The organism is Actinomadura sp. CNU-125 (assembly GCF_001942465.1).
Lineage (GTDB): Bacteria > Actinomycetota > Actinomycetes > Streptosporangiales > Streptosporangiaceae > Spirillospora.
Window position 1 is genome coordinate 28,885 of the sequence record NZ_MKJY01000488.1, and the last position, 15,743, is coordinate 44,627.

The 15,743-nt window shown below is 73.2% G+C and carries 13 protein-coding genes and 3 pseudogenes; 6 read left to right on the plus strand and 10 right to left on the minus strand.

Going from position 1 to position 15,743, the window contains the following annotated elements; all coding sequences use genetic code 11:
- Positions 1-154: 154 nt before the first annotated feature.
- Positions 155-1,579, plus strand: coding sequence for a DUF4132 domain-containing protein (locus tag BJF79_RS38540; protein WP_075904798.1), 1,425 nt, complete (start codon positions 155-157; stop codon positions 1,577-1,579).
- Positions 1,580-1,630: 51 nt separating this feature from the next.
- Positions 1,631-4,906, plus strand: a complete 3,276-nt coding sequence (locus tag BJF79_RS38545) for a DUF4132 domain-containing protein (RefSeq protein WP_075904800.1) — start codon at positions 1,631-1,633, stop codon at positions 4,904-4,906.
- A gap of 8 nt (positions 4,907-4,914) precedes the next feature.
- Here BJF79_RS38545 and BJF79_RS57555 read toward each other — a convergent pair whose 3' ends face one another.
- From BJF79_RS57555 to BJF79_RS38575, 8 genes and pseudogenes are all read right to left on the minus strand, one after another.
- Positions 4,915-5,187: a hypothetical protein gene (locus BJF79_RS57555; RefSeq protein WP_083734561.1), complete on the minus strand. Its 273-nt coding sequence runs from the start codon at positions 5,185-5,187 to the stop codon at positions 4,915-4,917.
- A 250-nt stretch (positions 5,188-5,437) separates the two neighbouring features.
- Positions 5,438-6,034: pseudogene (locus BJF79_RS67780) on the minus strand (AMP-binding protein); the annotation flags it as partial.
- Positions 6,035-6,269: 235 nt separating this feature from the next.
- Positions 6,270-6,557: pseudogene (locus BJF79_RS67785) on the minus strand (AMP-binding protein); the annotation flags it as partial.
- 93 nt (positions 6,558-6,650) lie between these two features.
- Positions 6,651-7,427 carry an ABC transporter ATP-binding protein gene (locus BJF79_RS38555; protein ID WP_075904802.1) on the minus strand — a complete coding sequence of 259 codons (777 nt, stop codon included), beginning with the start codon at positions 7,425-7,427 and terminating at the stop codon, positions 6,651-6,653.
- A complete protein-coding gene (locus BJF79_RS38560) occupies positions 7,424-8,458 on the minus strand; it encodes a FecCD family ABC transporter permease (protein WP_262403198.1) in 1,035 nt (344 codons plus the stop codon). The genes BJF79_RS38555 and BJF79_RS38560 overlap by 4 nt, the downstream gene beginning before the upstream one ends.
- Positions 8,455-9,441, minus strand: coding sequence for a FecCD family ABC transporter permease (locus BJF79_RS38565; RefSeq protein WP_075904804.1), 987 nt, complete (start codon positions 9,439-9,441; stop codon positions 8,455-8,457). Before BJF79_RS38565 ends, BJF79_RS38560 begins: the two co-directional genes overlap by 4 nt.
- On the minus strand, positions 9,431-10,243 hold the full coding sequence (locus tag BJF79_RS38570) for a siderophore-interacting protein (protein WP_143220778.1): 813 nt from the start codon (positions 10,241-10,243) through the stop codon (positions 9,431-9,433). Before BJF79_RS38570 ends, BJF79_RS38565 begins: the two co-directional genes overlap by 11 nt.
- A gap of 2 nt (positions 10,244-10,245) precedes the next feature.
- Positions 10,246-11,244: an ABC transporter substrate-binding protein gene (locus BJF79_RS38575; protein WP_075904806.1), complete on the minus strand. Its 999-nt coding sequence runs from the start codon at positions 11,242-11,244 to the stop codon at positions 10,246-10,248.
- 727 nt (positions 11,245-11,971) lie between these two features.
- On the opposite strand from BJF79_RS38575, the gene BJF79_RS67790 reads away from it, so the two are divergent.
- Positions 11,972-12,142, plus strand: coding sequence for a helix-turn-helix domain-containing protein (locus BJF79_RS67790; protein ID WP_410050198.1), 171 nt, complete (start codon positions 11,972-11,974; stop codon positions 12,140-12,142).
- On the opposite strand, the gene BJF79_RS67795 is transcribed toward BJF79_RS67790, so the two are convergent.
- Both BJF79_RS67795 and BJF79_RS38585 read right to left on the minus strand, forming a co-directional pair.
- Complete coding sequence (locus BJF79_RS67795) at positions 12,143-12,283, minus strand: hypothetical protein (RefSeq protein ID WP_410050197.1); 141 nt, start codon at positions 12,281-12,283, stop codon at positions 12,143-12,145. It abuts the gene before it with no gap.
- Positions 12,262-13,320: a pyridoxal phosphate-dependent decarboxylase family protein gene (locus BJF79_RS38585; RefSeq protein WP_262403200.1), complete on the minus strand. Its 1,059-nt coding sequence runs from the start codon at positions 13,318-13,320 to the stop codon at positions 12,262-12,264. The genes BJF79_RS67795 and BJF79_RS38585 overlap by 22 nt, the downstream gene beginning before the upstream one ends.
- A 581-nt stretch (positions 13,321-13,901) precedes the next feature.
- Between BJF79_RS38585 and BJF79_RS67800 the strand changes: the two genes are divergently transcribed.
- The 3 genes and pseudogenes from BJF79_RS67800 to BJF79_RS57570 all read left to right on the plus strand — a co-directional run bounded on the left by BJF79_RS67800 (position 13,902) and on the right by BJF79_RS57570 (position 15,685).
- Complete coding sequence (locus BJF79_RS67800) at positions 13,902-14,024, plus strand: SUKH-3 domain-containing protein (RefSeq protein ID WP_083734562.1); 123 nt, start codon at positions 13,902-13,904, stop codon at positions 14,022-14,024.
- Between the two features lie 1,065 nt (positions 14,025-15,089).
- Positions 15,090-15,224: pseudogene (locus tag BJF79_RS63670) on the plus strand (transposase); the annotation flags it as partial.
- A 266-nt stretch (positions 15,225-15,490) separates the two neighbouring features.
- Positions 15,491-15,685 carry a hypothetical protein gene (locus BJF79_RS57570; RefSeq protein ID WP_262403202.1) on the plus strand — a complete coding sequence of 65 codons (195 nt, stop codon included), beginning with the start codon at positions 15,491-15,493 and terminating at the stop codon, positions 15,683-15,685.
- Positions 15,686-15,743 lie beyond the last annotated feature (58 nt).

Below are 15,743 nucleotides of genomic sequence, written 5' to 3' on the forward strand. Positions count from 1 at the left end.
CGCGCCGCCGCCGAGCCGCGCTGCGCCGCGTCGTCTCCCGGCACGCCTCGACGGCGGCCGTCGCGGTGTTCCCCGCCGCGCCGGACGAGCTGCGCGCCGTCCTCGCCGCCCACCCGGCGCAGACCGGGCTCGTCAAGGCGCCCAAGGTCGGCGAGTGGGTGGACCGGGCGGCGCTCCCGCAGGTGCTCTACCGGGGCGCGACCGCGCCCTGCCCGCCGCCGACGTCCGCGGGCTCCTCGAACTGCTGGCGCTGCCCGTCCCGTACGGGACGGACGAGCTGCGCGCGGCGTTCGAGCCCGCGTCGCTCGCGGAGCTGGGCTGGAGCGTGTTCGCCCACTGGAACGACCTCGGCCGCCCGTCGAAGGAGAACTGGGCGCTGGTCCAGCTCGGCGGCACGGGCGACGACGAGGCCGTGCGGCGGCTGGCCCGGCTGATCCGGGCGTGGCCGGGGGAGGGCGGCCACAAGTACGCCGTCACCGGCCTGGACGTCCTCGCGGCCATCGGCTCCGACGTCGCGCTGATGCACCTGCACTCCATCTCGCGGAAGGTGAGGTTCCGGGGGCTGAAGCAGCGGGCGCAGGAGAAGATCCGGGAGGTGGCGGAGGTGCGCGGGCTGTCCCTCGACGAACTCGCGGACCGGCTCGTCCCGCACTTCGGCCTCGACGCCGACGGGAGCATGGTCCTCGACTACGGGCCGCGCCGGTTCACGGTCGGGTTCGACGAGCTGCTGAAGCCGTTCGTCCGCGACGAGTCCGGGAAGGCGCGCAAGGCGCTGCCGAAGCCGGGCGCGAAGGACGATCCCGACCTCGCGCCCGCCGCGCACAAGGCGTTCGCCGCGCTGAAGAAGGACGTCCGCGCGGTCGCGGCCGACCAGGTCCGCCGCCTCGAAGGCGCCATGGCCGCGGGCCGCCGCTGGACGCCCGGCGAGTTCCGCGCGCACCTCGTGCGGCACCCGCTCGTCGGGCACCTCGCCCGCCGCCTGGTGTGGCTCGCCGAGGAGGACGGTGCCCCGGCGGCCGCGTTCCGCGTCGCGGAGGACGGCACGTTCGCCGACGCCGACGACGAGACGTTCGTCCTGGCGGACTCCGCGCGGGTGGGCGTCGCGCACCCGCTCCACCTGGGCGAGGCCCTCAAGGCGTGGACGGAGGTGTTCGCCGACTACGAGATCCTGCAGCCGTTCGACCAGCTCGCCCGTCCCGTCCACCTCCTCACCGCCGAGGAACGGGCGGGGGACCGGCTGGAGCGGCTGGAGGGGGTGACGGCCCCGTTCGGCGCGGTCCTCGGGCTGGAGAAGCGCGGCTGGGAGCGCGCCGAGCCGGGCGACGGCGGCGGCCAGGACTGGATGGCCCGCCGGGTCGCCCCGGGCCGGTTCGTCGTCATCGACCTCGAACCCGGCTTCTCGGTCGGCGACCCCGGCGCGACCGGCGACGAGCAGACTCTGGCGCGGGTGCGGATCGCCGCCGACCCCGGCAGATTCCGGGCGTCGGGCCGCGTCCCCGCCACGTTCGGCGAACTCGATCCGGTGACGGCGTCCGAGGTCGTCGCGGACCTGGACGCGCTGCGGGACACCGCCCGCTGAGCTGGCGGATCGGGGCGGAAATGTCGGCTTGATCCTCTACGGTGAGGCGCCATGAACGAAGCGCGCGCGGCCCTGCCCGACGAAGACGTCCTGACCCTCCCGGACGAGTGGCGGCGGAGCCTGCACCCCCGGCGCGGCGGCATTCCCGGCCCCGAGATCAAGATCGATCCGAAGGCGCCGGGGGCCGCCGCGCGGCTCCTCGCCCGTAGCGACGGCGTCGTCGAGGCGATGCTCGCGGAAGGCCCGGCGGCCGAGGTCGCGGACGCCGTGCGGCGGCACTTGGACGGGACGCCCGACGCGGCGGGCGCCGCGCTGATCGCCGCGCTCGCCATGCAGGCGCACGAGGACGCGAAGACCCCCGTCTGGCGGACGTTCGTCGACGCCTGGACGGTCGAGCACGGGCCCGGGTTCGCCGGGTGCGCCGTGCTCGAACTGTCCCGGACGGTCGTCACGCTCTCGTTGAGCGGCAAGTGGCGGGGCCGGCTCGGCGTCAAGGCCGTCCGCGACGACGGCCGGGCCGACCGGCTCGACCGGGGACCCCTGCTGCGCGTCCGGAGCCTCCTCGCCACGGCGGACGACGCCGAGCAGGAGCGCCTCGACGCGCACCGCCGCACCCCGGCGACGCGGGTACTCGCGGCCTACCTGGCGCCGAACCGGCGCGACTGGGTCGAGGACTGCCTCACCGACAACGAGTCCGGCATGCACCGGTTCCACGCCTGCGGCACCGCCGAGGACCTGCGGACGTCCGGGATGCGCCTCTACTGGGGCAACGCGACCCGCGAGCTGCTCGGCACGCTCGCCGACGGCGTCGGCCCGGACCTCCTGCCGTTCCTCCTGGAGAACCTCGACGGCTCCTACCTGGACAGCCGCGACCGCGACCACCTCTTCCAGGCCATCGCGCTGCTGCCGTCCGACGCCGCGTTCGACGCCCTCCTGGACCGCCGCGACGACAAGTACGCGCGCCGCGCGCTCGCCGAGGCGATGGGCCGGTTCCCCGTCCGCGCCGACCGGCTGCTCGCCGCCCGCGCCGCCGACGGCCTGCCGGCCGACCTGCTCGCCGACCACGTCCGGACGCACGCCGAGACGATCGCCGCCGAGCTGCCCGGCCTCCCCGCGGACGTCCGCGCGGCCGTCGAGCCGCTGACCGAGGCGTCCGCGCGCGTCCCCGACGCGCCCGCCGCCGAACTCCCCGCGATCCTGGTCTCGCCCCCGTGGCTGACGCCGCTGCCCGAGGCCGTCGCGGACCTCACGGCGCCGCCCGCCCGGACGAGCTGGCCGGACGGCCTCCACGACGAGTGGCGCACGTCGGACATCGGCGACATCGACCCGCCCGCCGACCCGGACTGGCCGGCCATCGCCGAAGCGCGGAGCGCGAGCAGGGCCGACCTGATGGCGAGGTACCGGCTGATGATCTACGGGCCGGAGGACGCCGCCGCCCCGCTCGCCGCGGACGGCTCTTGGATCTTCGGCGGCCGCCTCAACTGGGAACGGTTCGTGATCGCCCGGTTCGAGGGGGCGGTGTACGACGGGGTCCTCCGGGCGGCCCAGCGCAACCCCTACGCGTGCACGGACCTGCTGCTGCCGTTCCTGAGCGGCGACGTCGCCGCGTTCATGTGCGAGCGCCTCGCCCGGAACGGCGACGGGCACCACGCCGCGTGCGAGTGGTTCGACCGGCACGGCCTCGACACCGTCCCCTACGTCGCCGTCCGCGCTCTGGGCAAGGCCGCGAAGAGGCGGCACGACGCCGAGCGCGCGCTGCGGCGCGTCGCCGCCCGGCACGGCGTGGACGCCGTCGCCGCCGCCCGCCCGGACGCGCGCGCCGAACTGCACGCGATCCTGTCCGCCCACCCGGTGCAGACGGGCCTGGTCAAGCGCACGGAACCGGGCGCCTGGGCGGATCCGGCGCTGCTCCCGCAGGTGCTTCTCGAAGACGGCGGACGCGCGCTCCCCGCCGAAGCGACGCGGAACCTCATCGGCCTCTTCGGCGTCCCGGACGCCTCCGGCGACCTCGACGCGGCCGTCGCCGTCCTCGACCCGGGCACCCTCGCGGAGTTCGGCCGGGCCCTGTTCCGCAGGTGGCAGGACGCGGGCGCGCACGCGAAGGACGCGTGGGCGCTCACGCAGCTCGGCCGCACCGGCGACGACGAGACCGTCCGGATGCTCACCCCGGTCATCCGCGCCTGGCCCGGCGAGGGCGGGCACCGGCACGCGGTCGCCGGGGTCGACGTCCTCGCCGGGATCGGCACCGACCTCGCCCTGTCGCACCTGCACTCCATCTCGCAGAAGGTGAAGTTCAAGGGGCTCAGGCAGGTCGCCGGGGAGAAGGTGCGAGAGGTCGCCGACGGGCTCGGCCTGACGCCGGACCGGCTCGCCGACCGGCTCGTCCCCGACTTCGGCCTCTCCGGGGACGGCTCGATGACGCTCGACTACGGGCCGCGCCGGTTCACGGTCGGGTTCGACGAGCAGCTCAAGCCGTTCGTCCGCGACGAGTCCGGCAAGCTCCGCAAGGCGCTGCCGAAGCCGGGCGCCAAGGACGACCCCGACCTCGCGCCCGCCGCGCACAAGGCGTTCGCCGCGCTGAAGAAGGAGGTGCGCGGCGTCGCGTCCGACATCCTGGTCAGGTTCGAGCGGGCGCTCGTCGCCGAGCGGCGGTGGAGCGCCGCCGAGTTCCGCGAGTACCTGATCGGCCACCCCCTCGTCGGCCACGTCGCCCGCCGCCTGGTGTGGCTCGCCGAAGAGGACGACGGCGACGGTGCCCCGGCGGCGTCGTTCCGCGTCGCCGAGGACGGCACGTTCGCCGACGCCGACGACGAGACGTTCGTCCTGGCGGACTCCGCGCGGGTGGGCGTCGCGCACCCGCTCCACCTGGGCGAGGCCCTCAAGGCGTGGACGGAGGTGTTCGCCGACTACGAGATCCTGCAGCCGTTCGACCAGCTCGCCCGTCCCGTCCACGCCCTCACCGGCGACGAGCGGGAGAGCGGACGGCTGACGCGGTTCGAGGGCCTCGACGTCCCGTTCGGGAAGGTGCTGGCGCTCGTCCGGCGCGGCTGGGAGCGCGGCAGGCCCCAGGACGCCGGAGTCGAGGAGTGGATCTCCCGGCGGCTCGGCGACGCGTCCCACCTCGTCATCAACCTCGACCCCGGCATCTCGGTCGGCGCCGTGGACGCGACCGGCGACACCCAGAACTTCGAGGCCGTCTGGCTGGCCCCGGCGCCCGATCACCACTTCCGGTCCCGGGACACGCCGCTGCGCTTCGGCGACCTTCCCCCCGTCACGGCGTCCGAGATCCTCGCCGACCTCGAAATGCTGCGGGACGCCGCCGTCTGACCGGTTCCTCAACGCGGGTAGCGGTGGAGGCGGTGGGCGGCCCAGACCGCCAGCTCGCCGCGGCGGATCTTGGTGTCGTGGCGGACGTCGACGGGGAACCGGTAGTGGAACAGGACGTGGCGGATCGCGGCCGTGCCCGGCCGCCGCGCCGCCAGCGCGAGCGCGTCCGCGCGGATGCGGGCGGCGCTGCCTGCGGCGCGTCCCCGCCTCGGGTTCCACGACGAGGACGGGACGCTGCTTCGGCGCCCGCCCGACGCCGACGAGCGCGGTGCGGCGCACACCGCGCAGCGTGTCGAAGATCGGCTCGACGTGGCCGGTGCACAGGTCGCCGCCGGACGTCCGGACGCGTTCGGCGGCGCGCCCGGCGAACCACAGCCGCCCCAGGTCGTCGAGGCGGCCGAGGTCGCCGGTGCGGTGCACGGTGCGGTCGCCGTCGGCGATGCGGGCGCGGGCGGTGGCGCCCGGCCGCTCCAGGTACGGGTCGGCGACGGTGGGGCCGGTGACGGTGATCTCCCCGATCGTCCCCGGCGGGACGAGCAGGTCGTCGGTCCACTTGCGGATCGGCCCGTCGGTCACCGTGATGATCCGGACGAGCTGGCCCGGCAGCGGCTCGCCCAGGCAGGTGCCCGCGCCGCCCGCCGTCACGGCGCCGGTGACGGTGAGGTCGCGGCCCTCGATGGCGCTGACCAGCATGCACTCGGTGGACCCGTACGCCGAGTACAGGTCGGCGTCGGGCGGCAGGCAGGCGCGGGCCCGCTCGACCACCGCGTGCGACAGCGGCGCGCCCGCCGTGAAGACCGTCCGCAGCGGGTCGAGGACGTGCTCGCGCGGCAGGCAGTAGCGCGCGACCCGGTCCAGCACCGCGGGCGGCGCGAACAGCACCGTCACGCCGAAGCGCCGGACGTCCGATACCAGCACCGGCGGGCGCCGCGCGTCGGCCGCCGGGATCACCGCGCACGCCCCCAGCAGCGTGGCGGCGACGGCGAACGGCGGGAACGTCGACAGCACCCGCGTGCCTGGGGCGAGCGGCCGCGTCCGCTCCAGCATGCCGACCTGCGCCAGCAGATGCCCGTGCCGCAGCGGGACGCCCTTCGGCACGCCCGTCGACCCGGACGTGTAGGCGATCAGCGCGACGTCGTCGAGCGCCGGCTGCGGGCCCGCGTCCGGCCCGGCGGCTCGCGTCCGCGCGCAGCCCGTGCACGGTGCGGCCCAGCCACATCCGCCGCGGCCCCACCGTGATCGTCGTGCGGACGCACGTGCGCGCCCAGCCGAGCGCCACCCGCGCGGCCTGCGCGAGCGGGACGCCGATGAACACCTCCGGCGCCGCCTCCGCCAGGCAGGCGCGCAGCGCCGGCTGCGGCAGCGCCCGGTCGACCAGCACCGGGACGGCGCCCATCCGCAGCAGCGCGTGGACGAGCGCCACCATCTCCACGCCCGGCTGGACCATCACCGACGCCCGCGTGCCAGCCCGCACCCCCGCCGTCCGCAGGCCCGCCGCCGTCCGGTCGATGACGGCGGCCAGTTCGGCGAACGTCACCGCCCGGGGCGTGCGCCCGCCCGTCACGCACGCCACCGCGTCCGGCCGCGTCCGCACCTGGCACTCCAGCAGCGCCGCGAGATGACCACCGTGGTCCACCGTCATGTCGCCCATGCCTCTCGTTACACGACCCCCGTTGACCAGGGGTTATAACATAGAGTTACAGAGCGATTACACACAAGTGACCGAAGCGAGATGAGGGGTGCGTCAGGGCGTCGGCACGATCATCGGGGTGGCGGTCAGCGGGTCCGGGACGACGATGCAGGACAGGTCGAACACTTCCTTGACGAGTTCCGCGTCGACGATGTCGCCCGGCGCGCCCGCCGCGACGACCCGTCCGTCCCGCATCGCGACGAGATGGTCGGCGAACCGGCACGCCTGGTTGATGTCGTGCAGGACGGCGACGATCGTGCGGCCCTCGTCGCGGAGCCGGGCGAGCAGGGAGAGCAGCTGGTACTGGTGCGTGATGTCGAGGAACGTCGTGGGCTCGTCCAGCAGCAGGTAGGACGTCTCCTGCGCGAGGACCATCGCGATCCACGCGCGCTGCCGCTGCCCGCCCGACAGGCTCTCCACCGGACGGTCCGCGAGCCCCGCGACGCCCGCCGCGTCCATCGCCGCCGCCACCGCGCGCTCGTCCGCGCGCGACCACGCCGACAGCAGCGTCTGGTGCGGGTAGCGGCCGCGGGCGACGAGCTGCCGGACCAGCATGTTCTCCGGCGCGACGAGCCCCTGCGGCAGGAACCCGATCTCGCGCGCGAACGGCTTCGGGCGGTACCCGGCGACGTCGCGCCCGTCGAGCTCCACCCGTCCCGACGCGGGCGACAGCTGGCGGGCGAACGCGCGCAGCAGCGTCGACTTGCCGCACGCGTTCGTCCCGATGACGGCGGTGAACCTCCCGTCGGGGACGTCCAGCGCCAGGTCCCGCGACACCGTGCGGTCCCCGTAGGCGAGGGTGACGTCGCGGGCGGTCAGGCGACCGGTCACGGCCGTCGCACCTCCTTGATGAGCAGCCAGATGAGATAGGTGCCGCCGATCGCGGTCGTCACCACGCCGACCGGCAGCTGGACGGGCGCGAGGACGGTCTGCGCCGCGATGTCGGCGGCGAGCAGCAGCAGCGCGCCGGTCAGCGCGGCGGGCAGCAGCGGGACGCCGGGCGCGCCCGCGAGCCGCCGCCCGATCTGCGGTGCGGCGAGCGCCACGAACACGATCGGGCCGGTCGCGGACGTCACGGCGGCGGTGCAGCCCACCCCGGCGAGGACCGCGAGCGGCCACAGCCGGCTCAGGTGGACGCCCGACGCCGCCGCGACCTCCTCGCCCAGCGAAGCCTGGTGCAGGGCGCGCGACAGGACGGCGAGCAGCAGCAGGAACGCGCCGGTCGTGCCGAACGGGAACCGCAGCTCCGCCCAGTCGAGCCCGTTCAGCGAGCCCGCCTGCCAGCCCGTCGCGGCGGTCGCCACGTCCAGGTCGGCGCGCAGCATGATCCACGAGTTCACGGCGGTGAGCATCGCGTTCGCGGCGATCCCGACGACGATGAGCCGCAGCCCGCCGACGCCCGCGCCGAGCGACAGCGCGTAGACGGCCGCGGCGGTGAGCACCCCGCCGACGACCGAGCCGGTCGCCAGGCCCGCCGCCGACCCGCCGAACACGGTGATCGCGACGAGCACGCCGGTGTAGGCGCCCGCGTCCAGGCCGATGATGTCCGGGCTGCCCAGCGGGTTGCGGGTGAGGTTCTGGAAGACCGCCCCGGCGGCGCCGAGCGCCGCGCCGAACAGCAGCGCGGCGGCGACCCGCGGCAGCCGCCACTCCCGGACGATCAGGACGGAGTCGCCCTCGCCCGCGAGCGCCGACAGCACGGTCGCGGGGGAGTCCCAGTCGTCGCCCCGGCACAGCCCGGCGACGCCGAGCAGCAGCCCGGCCGCCGCGAGGACGAACGACACCACGACCGTCCGCCGCTCCACCTGCGCGGTGACGGGACCGGCCCGGAACACCAGAACGCTCCCGGTGTCCGCCTTCACAGGGCCACCGCCCCGTACCGGCGCACGACCCAGATCAGGGCGGGCGCGCCCACGAACGCGGTGACGATCGCCACCGGCACCTCCCCGGTCGGCAGCAGCACCCGCGACCCGATGTCGGACGCGACCAGCAGCACCGGGCCGAGCACCATCGTGTACGCCATCAGCCACGGCACCGACCCGCCCGCGAGACGGCGCGCCAGGTGCGGCACCATCAGCCCGACGAACGCGATCGGCCCGGCGATCGCCGTCGCGGCCCCCGCCAGGACCGTGAACAGCGCGAGCGCCGCGAACCGGATCCGCGCGACGCGGGCGCGAGCGCTGCGCGACGTCCTCGCCCAGCGCCAGCCCGCCCAGCGGGCGGGCCGCGAGCAGCGCGGCGACGAGCGCGACCGCGTCGCCGCCATCGGCAGTTCGAGCGAGAGCCGCTCGCGCCCGGCGAGCGCCCCGACCGTCCAGAACCGGAACCGGTCCAGCGCGTCGGGGTAGGCCAGCCGCAGCGCCATCGACAGCCCCGACAGGACGAACGTCAGCGCGACCCCGGCCAGGACGAGCCGCAGCGGGTACGTCCGGCCGACCCCGTAGATGATCAGCATCGCGGTCCCGGCGCCCGCCAGCGCCAGGACGAGCTGCACCGACGGCGACCCGGCGAAGCCCGCGGCGGCGCCGACCGTGATCGCGAACCCGGCGCCCGCGTTGACGCCGAGGATGCCGGGTTCGGCGAGCGGGTTGCGGGTCAGCGTCTGGATCAGCGCCCCGGACGTCCCGAGCGCCGCGCCCACGAACACGGCGATGACCGTGCGCGGCACCCTGATGTCGCGCACGATCACGTGCTCGTCCGTCCCCGCGTACGCGGTGAGCGCCTCCCAGACCGCGCCCGGCCCGGCCCGCCCGGCCCCGACGCACACGCTGGCGAACGCCAGCGCGGCCAGGACCAGGACGGACGCGAGCAGGATCGTGACCCGGCGAGGCAGGTCACCCGTCAAGGTCGGCCACTCCGCGCTTCCAGTAGCCGGTGATGTAGGCGTCCGTCCGCCCCTTGCGCCACGCCCGCAGCGGCTTGATCGCGTCGGCCTCCCCGGCCGCGACCAGGAACGCCCCTTCGGGGGCGGCCAGCCCCATGACCGTGTCGGCGAGCCGCGAACCGTCGCCGTTCCGGACGAGCCGGACGTACCGGACGCCGTCCCGTTCGGCGAGCGGGTACTCGTGGTCGTCCTCGTGCTCGGTCTCGACGACGACCGTCGCCGCCGCGGCGGCCGGGGCCTCCTCCAGCCAGCGGCCGAGCGCGGGCAGCGCCGTCGCGTCGATCGCGAACAGGTAGTGGTCGTGGTGCTGCGGGAACGCCTTCGCGCCGGGCGGCCCCGCGATCACGACGTCCTCGCCGATCGCCGCGCCCGTCGCCCACGCCGAGGCGAGCCCGCCCTCGTGCAGGACGAAGTCGAGGTCCATCTCCCGCGCCGCCGCGTCGTACCGGCGGATCGTGTACGTGCGGGTCGGGGGGAGCGGGCGCGGCCAGTCGAGTTCGAGGGTCTCCTCGTTGTGGACGGGGTCGCGGCGCGTCCCGTCCGGCTCCGGGAACACGATCTTGACGTGGTCGTCGGCCTGGTAGGTGTGCATCCCGTCGAGGCCGGGGCCGCCCACCGTCAGCCGCAGCATCCGCGGCGCGACCAGCTCCCGGCGGACGAGCGCGGCCGTCCGTACGCAGATCGGGTAGCCGATCCGCTCGACGCCCGACCCGCTCCGGTGGTGCTCCCGCACCCGCCCGCGCGGGTCGTCCCTGCGCATCATGCTCACTTCTCGCCGCCTTCCAGCAGCGGCGCGAGCGTCTTGTCGACGTCGTCGAGCGCCATCAGCGCGGACTTGTAGGTGGCGGCGGCGGTGTATCGCAGGCCGAACGCCTTGCCGTCCTTCACCGCGGGCAGGTTCTTCCACAGCTTGGAGTCCAGGACGAACTGCACTTCCTCGCTCGTGGTCCCGTCGGGTTCGAGCGAGTAGGTGACGGCGTCCGCCTCACCGAGGCTCTCCGGCAGCTCCTCGATCGACGGCGTCTCCGACACGTCCTTGGAGCCGCCGCCCTTCTCCTTGACCTCGCCGTAGTACGTCGCGCCGACGTCCTCGGCGATGTTGGTGCCCCACGAATTGCCGAACTCCCGCATGAACGTCCCGCTCGACGCGTCCCCGTAGGAGCCGACGTGCCCGAACTTCACGCCCTTCAGCGCGTCCGCGTACTTCGCCTTCAGCTCGGCGGCCTTCTTGTCGTAGGCGGCCTTCGCGGCCGCCCAGTAGTCGAGCCGGCCCGCCGCGTCCGCCTGCCGCTTGGACAGGTCCCGCCACGCCGACGGGACGGTCGGGCCGATCGCCGCGACGGGCGCGATCGACTTCAGCCGCTCCATGTCGATGTCGCCGAGCACCGGCGCCGGGACGCCGATGACGATGAGGTCCGGCTTGGCCTCGGCGATCGCCTCGTAGTTCGTCGACGCGGCGGTCTCGCCCGCGATCTTCTTCAGCCCGTCGTAGGTCTCGCGGTCCTCCGGAGACATCATCGCGAGCCCGCGCTTCCAGCTGGAGATCCCGACGAGCGCCGCGTCGGCCTCGATCAGCACCGGCACCGCGTACCCGGTCGCGACGACCCGCTTCGGGTCCGCGGGGATGGTGATGGTGCCGTTGTCGGCGGCGAACGACCGGGTCTTCCCGGCCGCCTCGGCGTCGCCGGACGACCCCGAACCGCAGCCGGTCACCAGGACGAGCGCGGCGGCGAGCGCTCCGGCGAGTCGCGTGCGAGTGGACATGGGCTTGCTTCCTTACGTCATCAAGAGAGAACACCGCCCTGACCTGCGCCGGACGGCCAGCTTAGGTTAGCCTTACTTCACTTTCCGGCCATATCGGTGAGAGGACATCTTGTGCGCCCCGGAGGTCACCTTCGCGACGATCCCGTCCACTGCGAGGAGTACGGCTACGGCCTCGGCAACCCCGACGGGATCTTCGTGCTCAAGTACCGGTCCGCGAGCGGGCTCGTGCTCGGCGAGACCCGCCAGGACTTCCTCCACCAGCTCTACTGGTCGCCCGACGGCGTCCTCGCCGTGCTGAACGGCGCGTCCACCGAGTTCCTCGGCCCCCGCGAGGGCTACTGGGCCGCCCGCGCCACCGCCCACGAGGTCCGCGCCGGCGACCGCCAGACCGTCTACCGCGTCTGCCTGCGCGAAGTCCCGCCCGCCCTGCGCGACCGCCGCTGCGGCCCCGTCACCGTCGCCGCCGAAGCCGCCGAACTCGTCCGGCGCATCACCCGCCGCGACTGCGACGAGGGCACCGCGCTCGCCGCCCGCCGCCGCATCATGGCCGGGCTGACCCCCTGCACCGGCGGCGACGCGCCCCGCCCCGCCGCGGGCGGCTGCTACGCCCTCACCGTCGCGCCGCCCTCTCCCACGACCCCGCCGACCCCACCCCGCTCAGCGAATGGGCGCGCGCCTCCGCGTCAGCGCGAAGACCCTGCAGCGCGACTTCGCCCGCGAATTCGGCATGCCCTACACCCGCTGGCGCACCCTGCACCGCCTCAGCGCCGCCCGCGTCCTCCTGCACGCGCACCCCGTCACCGAGGTCGCGCACCGGGTCGGATACGCGAGCCCGTCGGCGTTCATCTCCGCCTACGCCGACCAGTACGGCCGGACGCCCGGCCGCGACCGCGGCTGATCACACCCCCGGAACCGCCTCCCGCAGCGCCGCCGCCACCCGGTGCACGTCCGCCTCGCCGGTGCGCCAGTTGCTGAACGCCGCCCGCAGCGCGGGCACCCCCTCGTGCACCGTCGGCGTCAGGAACGCCTCGCCCGACACCCGGTCCGCGAGCGCCGCGAGCGCCCCGCGTCCGGACGGTCGGCGAGCGTGAAGCACACGATGTTCAACCGCACCGGCGCGAGCAGCCGCAGCCCCGGCACCGCCTCCACCGCGTCGCCCAGCGCCCGCGCGCACGCCGTGCACCGCTCCACGATCTCCCGGTGCCCGTCGCGTCCGTACGCGCGCAGCGCGAACCACGCCGCGAGCGCCCGCAGCCGCCGCGAGTTCTCCGGCGTGAGATCCACCAGATCGGGCGTCCCGTCCACCGGACCGAGATACGCCGCGTCGTTCCGGAACACCGCCGCCTGAAGGTCGGGCCGCCGCGTGAACTGCACGGCGCTCCCGTACGGGACGTTCAGCCACTTGTGCAGATCGACGCACACCGAATCCGCCGCCCCGATCCCCTCGACCAGATGCGCGTGCGCCCGCGACAACGCGGCGAACCCCCCGAACGCGGCGTCCACGTGCAACCAGAACGGATACCGCTCCCGCAACCCCGCGATCGCCCGCAGATCATCGAAGTCGCCGGTGTTCACCGTCCCCGCGTTCGCGACGACCACGCACGGGCCCGCCTCCCGCACGGCCCGTTCGAGCGCCGCGACGTCGACGCACTCCCGCCCGTCCACCGTCGGCACCCGCTCCAGCGCGCGCCGCCCCAGCCCCAGCGTCGCCAGCGACTTGACCACGCTCGAATGCGCCGCCCCCGACAGGACCCGCACGTCGCCCAGCGCGCCCGTCCCGTCCCGCGCGGGCGACACGCCCGCCCGCTCCCCGAGCCACTCCCGCGCCACCGCCAGCCCCACCATGTTCGACGCCGTCGCACCGCTCACGAACGCCCCCCGATGCTCGTCCGGCAGCCCGAACATCTCCCGCAGCCACCCGACCGTCTCCCGCTCCAGCGACTGCCCCGCACCGTCGAGCGAACCCACCGAGTTCTGGTCCCACACCCCGGTCATCCAGTCGCCCGCGAGCGCCGCCGGAGTCGTCCCGCCGGTCACGAACCCCAGGTAGCGCGGGCCCGCGCTCGCCGAGAACACCGGCTCCCACCGGTCCGCGAACGCCGCGAGCCGCCCCCGCCAGCCCGGCCCCCTCGCCCGGCAGCGGCTCCGGCCCCGGCACCTCCCCGGCCCGGACGACCGCGCGCTCGTCCAGCCGCCCGAGCACCCCGGCCGCGTGCGCCCGGACCTCCTCCAGCAGCCGCTCCAGCCCCGCGTGGTCCGCGGCGATCCTCGGATCCATGCGACCTCCCCCTCCCGACGTCCCGTCCCGACGCTAGGCCGCGCCGCCGCCCGGCACCCGGTCCAATCGAAACAACCGGCCTGGAATCTGTCGCACGCCCTCCCTACCTTGATCGCCATGTGCGAAGAGGTGTTGGCGATCCCGGAAGAATGGCGCCGCTCGCTGTACCCGCGCCGCGGCGTCCGCGTGCCGGCCTCGAAACCGGCTCGCAAGGCCCTGGACCGCCGTTCTTTGCCGCGGCGCCGCCGGCGTCGTCGGCGAGAAGCATGGGATACCGGCTGGCCCATGTGCCAGTTGCAGGGTCCTGGTAAAGCGCTTCAAGATCAAGTTCTCGACTTGAGGGTTAACGCGGTCACGGAATCGCAAGTTCGAAAACGGGCTGCGCCGCGTCGGCTGGTATCCGGGGCGCCATACGTCACATTGGGCGAGCTGGCTCAAGAGTGAAGGGTATGGAATTCATGACGTCGCAGCGACCTTCCTGGCAGAGTATGGAGGTTTGTAATTTTCTGACTCAGGCCAGGAATCTCGATCTATCGAGACTGTTTTGCAACAGATCCGTGTCTGGTGGGTAGTGGATGTGAAATTATTGAAGGCCGAAGTGAAGAACCCTGCAAGCATATTGTGCCACTTGGCCTTCTAGGGCAGGAGATGTTTGAATTCGGCATGGATGAAAATGAATTCTCTATCTAGTTTCACATGCTTGCAAAGTTCTGAGCAAAGGTGGGGGAGGGGTAAAGATGCTCGTTCTTGGAATTGATGGGAAAATTATTGGGTGAGTTAAACGTTGCAAGCTTGTCGCCGAGCGATGCCTCCAGGTGTGCAACAGGGGAGGTCCTCTTTCCTCAGTCCGGCTCGAATCGGCCCGCGTGATCCAGGTCAAGCGCGACAATAGCGGGTCGTCCAGGCGGTTATGTGTGGCCAGGTCAATATCATCCTGGGTGTGTAGTGTGTACTGGTCGGTGCAATGAATGCTGCGTGTACCAGTTCCGTTTACGGATAAGATCAGTGGTGATGGAATATGGTTCCTCGGGTTGGCGATGAAGTCATCGTCTCCTGTGAGTCGGCAAGAACTCGGGTGGTCGCGGTGAATTCGCGCCATATTACTTTGGAGTGGCCGTGGGGTGTGCTTGACCATTCCTCGAGCTTTCGATGGAATGGCAACTATTCTCTTCCCTGTGATGAGTGTCATTCGGAATGGGTTCCGTATCGGCTCGAACCGGCGGCGTCCGAACTCCGTGCAGGAGATGTTTGTGAGGTTTATATTCCGCCGATGCGGCTCTATGTTGGGCATTATGAGGAGTATGATCCTCCGCGCAACCTCGGTTGGATTCCCGCACCCGTCGCGGGCATCTATGTGGTCCCAACGGAGAAGTCGGACGAGGAGGAGGCGGGGTGTATGCTGTATTTAGGTGGTGCTGAACCCATTCGTGTGGAGCTACTGCCATAGCAGAGTCGGCGATGACCGCGTTGGCCTCGATTTGACCGACGAGCAATGGGCCCTGATCGAGCCGATCATCACCGCGTGGAAGCAGCGGCATCCCTCGGGTAGCGGTCACCGGGCCGCTACGAGATGCGCAAGACCGTCAACGCCATCTGCTGCCAGGGCTGCACCGGCTGCCAGTGGCGCTACCTCCCGCACAATCTGCCCCAGTACACCGCGGTGTACTACTACGCCGCCTGGCGCGACGACGGCACCGACTAGACCGTCCACGACCTTGCGCTGCCAGGTGGTGGTGACCGCCGCGAGTATGCACGACAACGCTATTGGCATCGACCTGCTGGACGGGGCCGCGATCGACAACCCTCGGTGATCAGGGCGTGGGTGCACGCCGGGTTCAAGAACGCCGTCGCCGACCACGGCACCGCCCTGGGCGTCCAGGTGGAGACCGTGCATCGCGACCCCGGCGTCCGGGGGCTTCAGCCGATTCCCCAAGCGGTGGATCGCCGGGCAGGTCTTGGCATGCTGATGTGGCACCGGCGGTTGGTCCGCGACTACGAACGCTCGTCGGCCACCGCCGCGTGGTGCTCGGCCTCGACCCGGGCTTCGGCATCGGCCACATGGCCGAGGGGAAGGACCGGACGCTCCGCCAGGTCGGGCTCGGCGGCGCCTACGGGCCGCCGCGGTTCGGCGACCTGGAGTTTCTGGTCGGTTCGGGCGGGTGAAACCGTCGAATTGATCTCTTTTGTCGGGGTGTTTCTCTACGGGGTCTCGCCGTCCGCG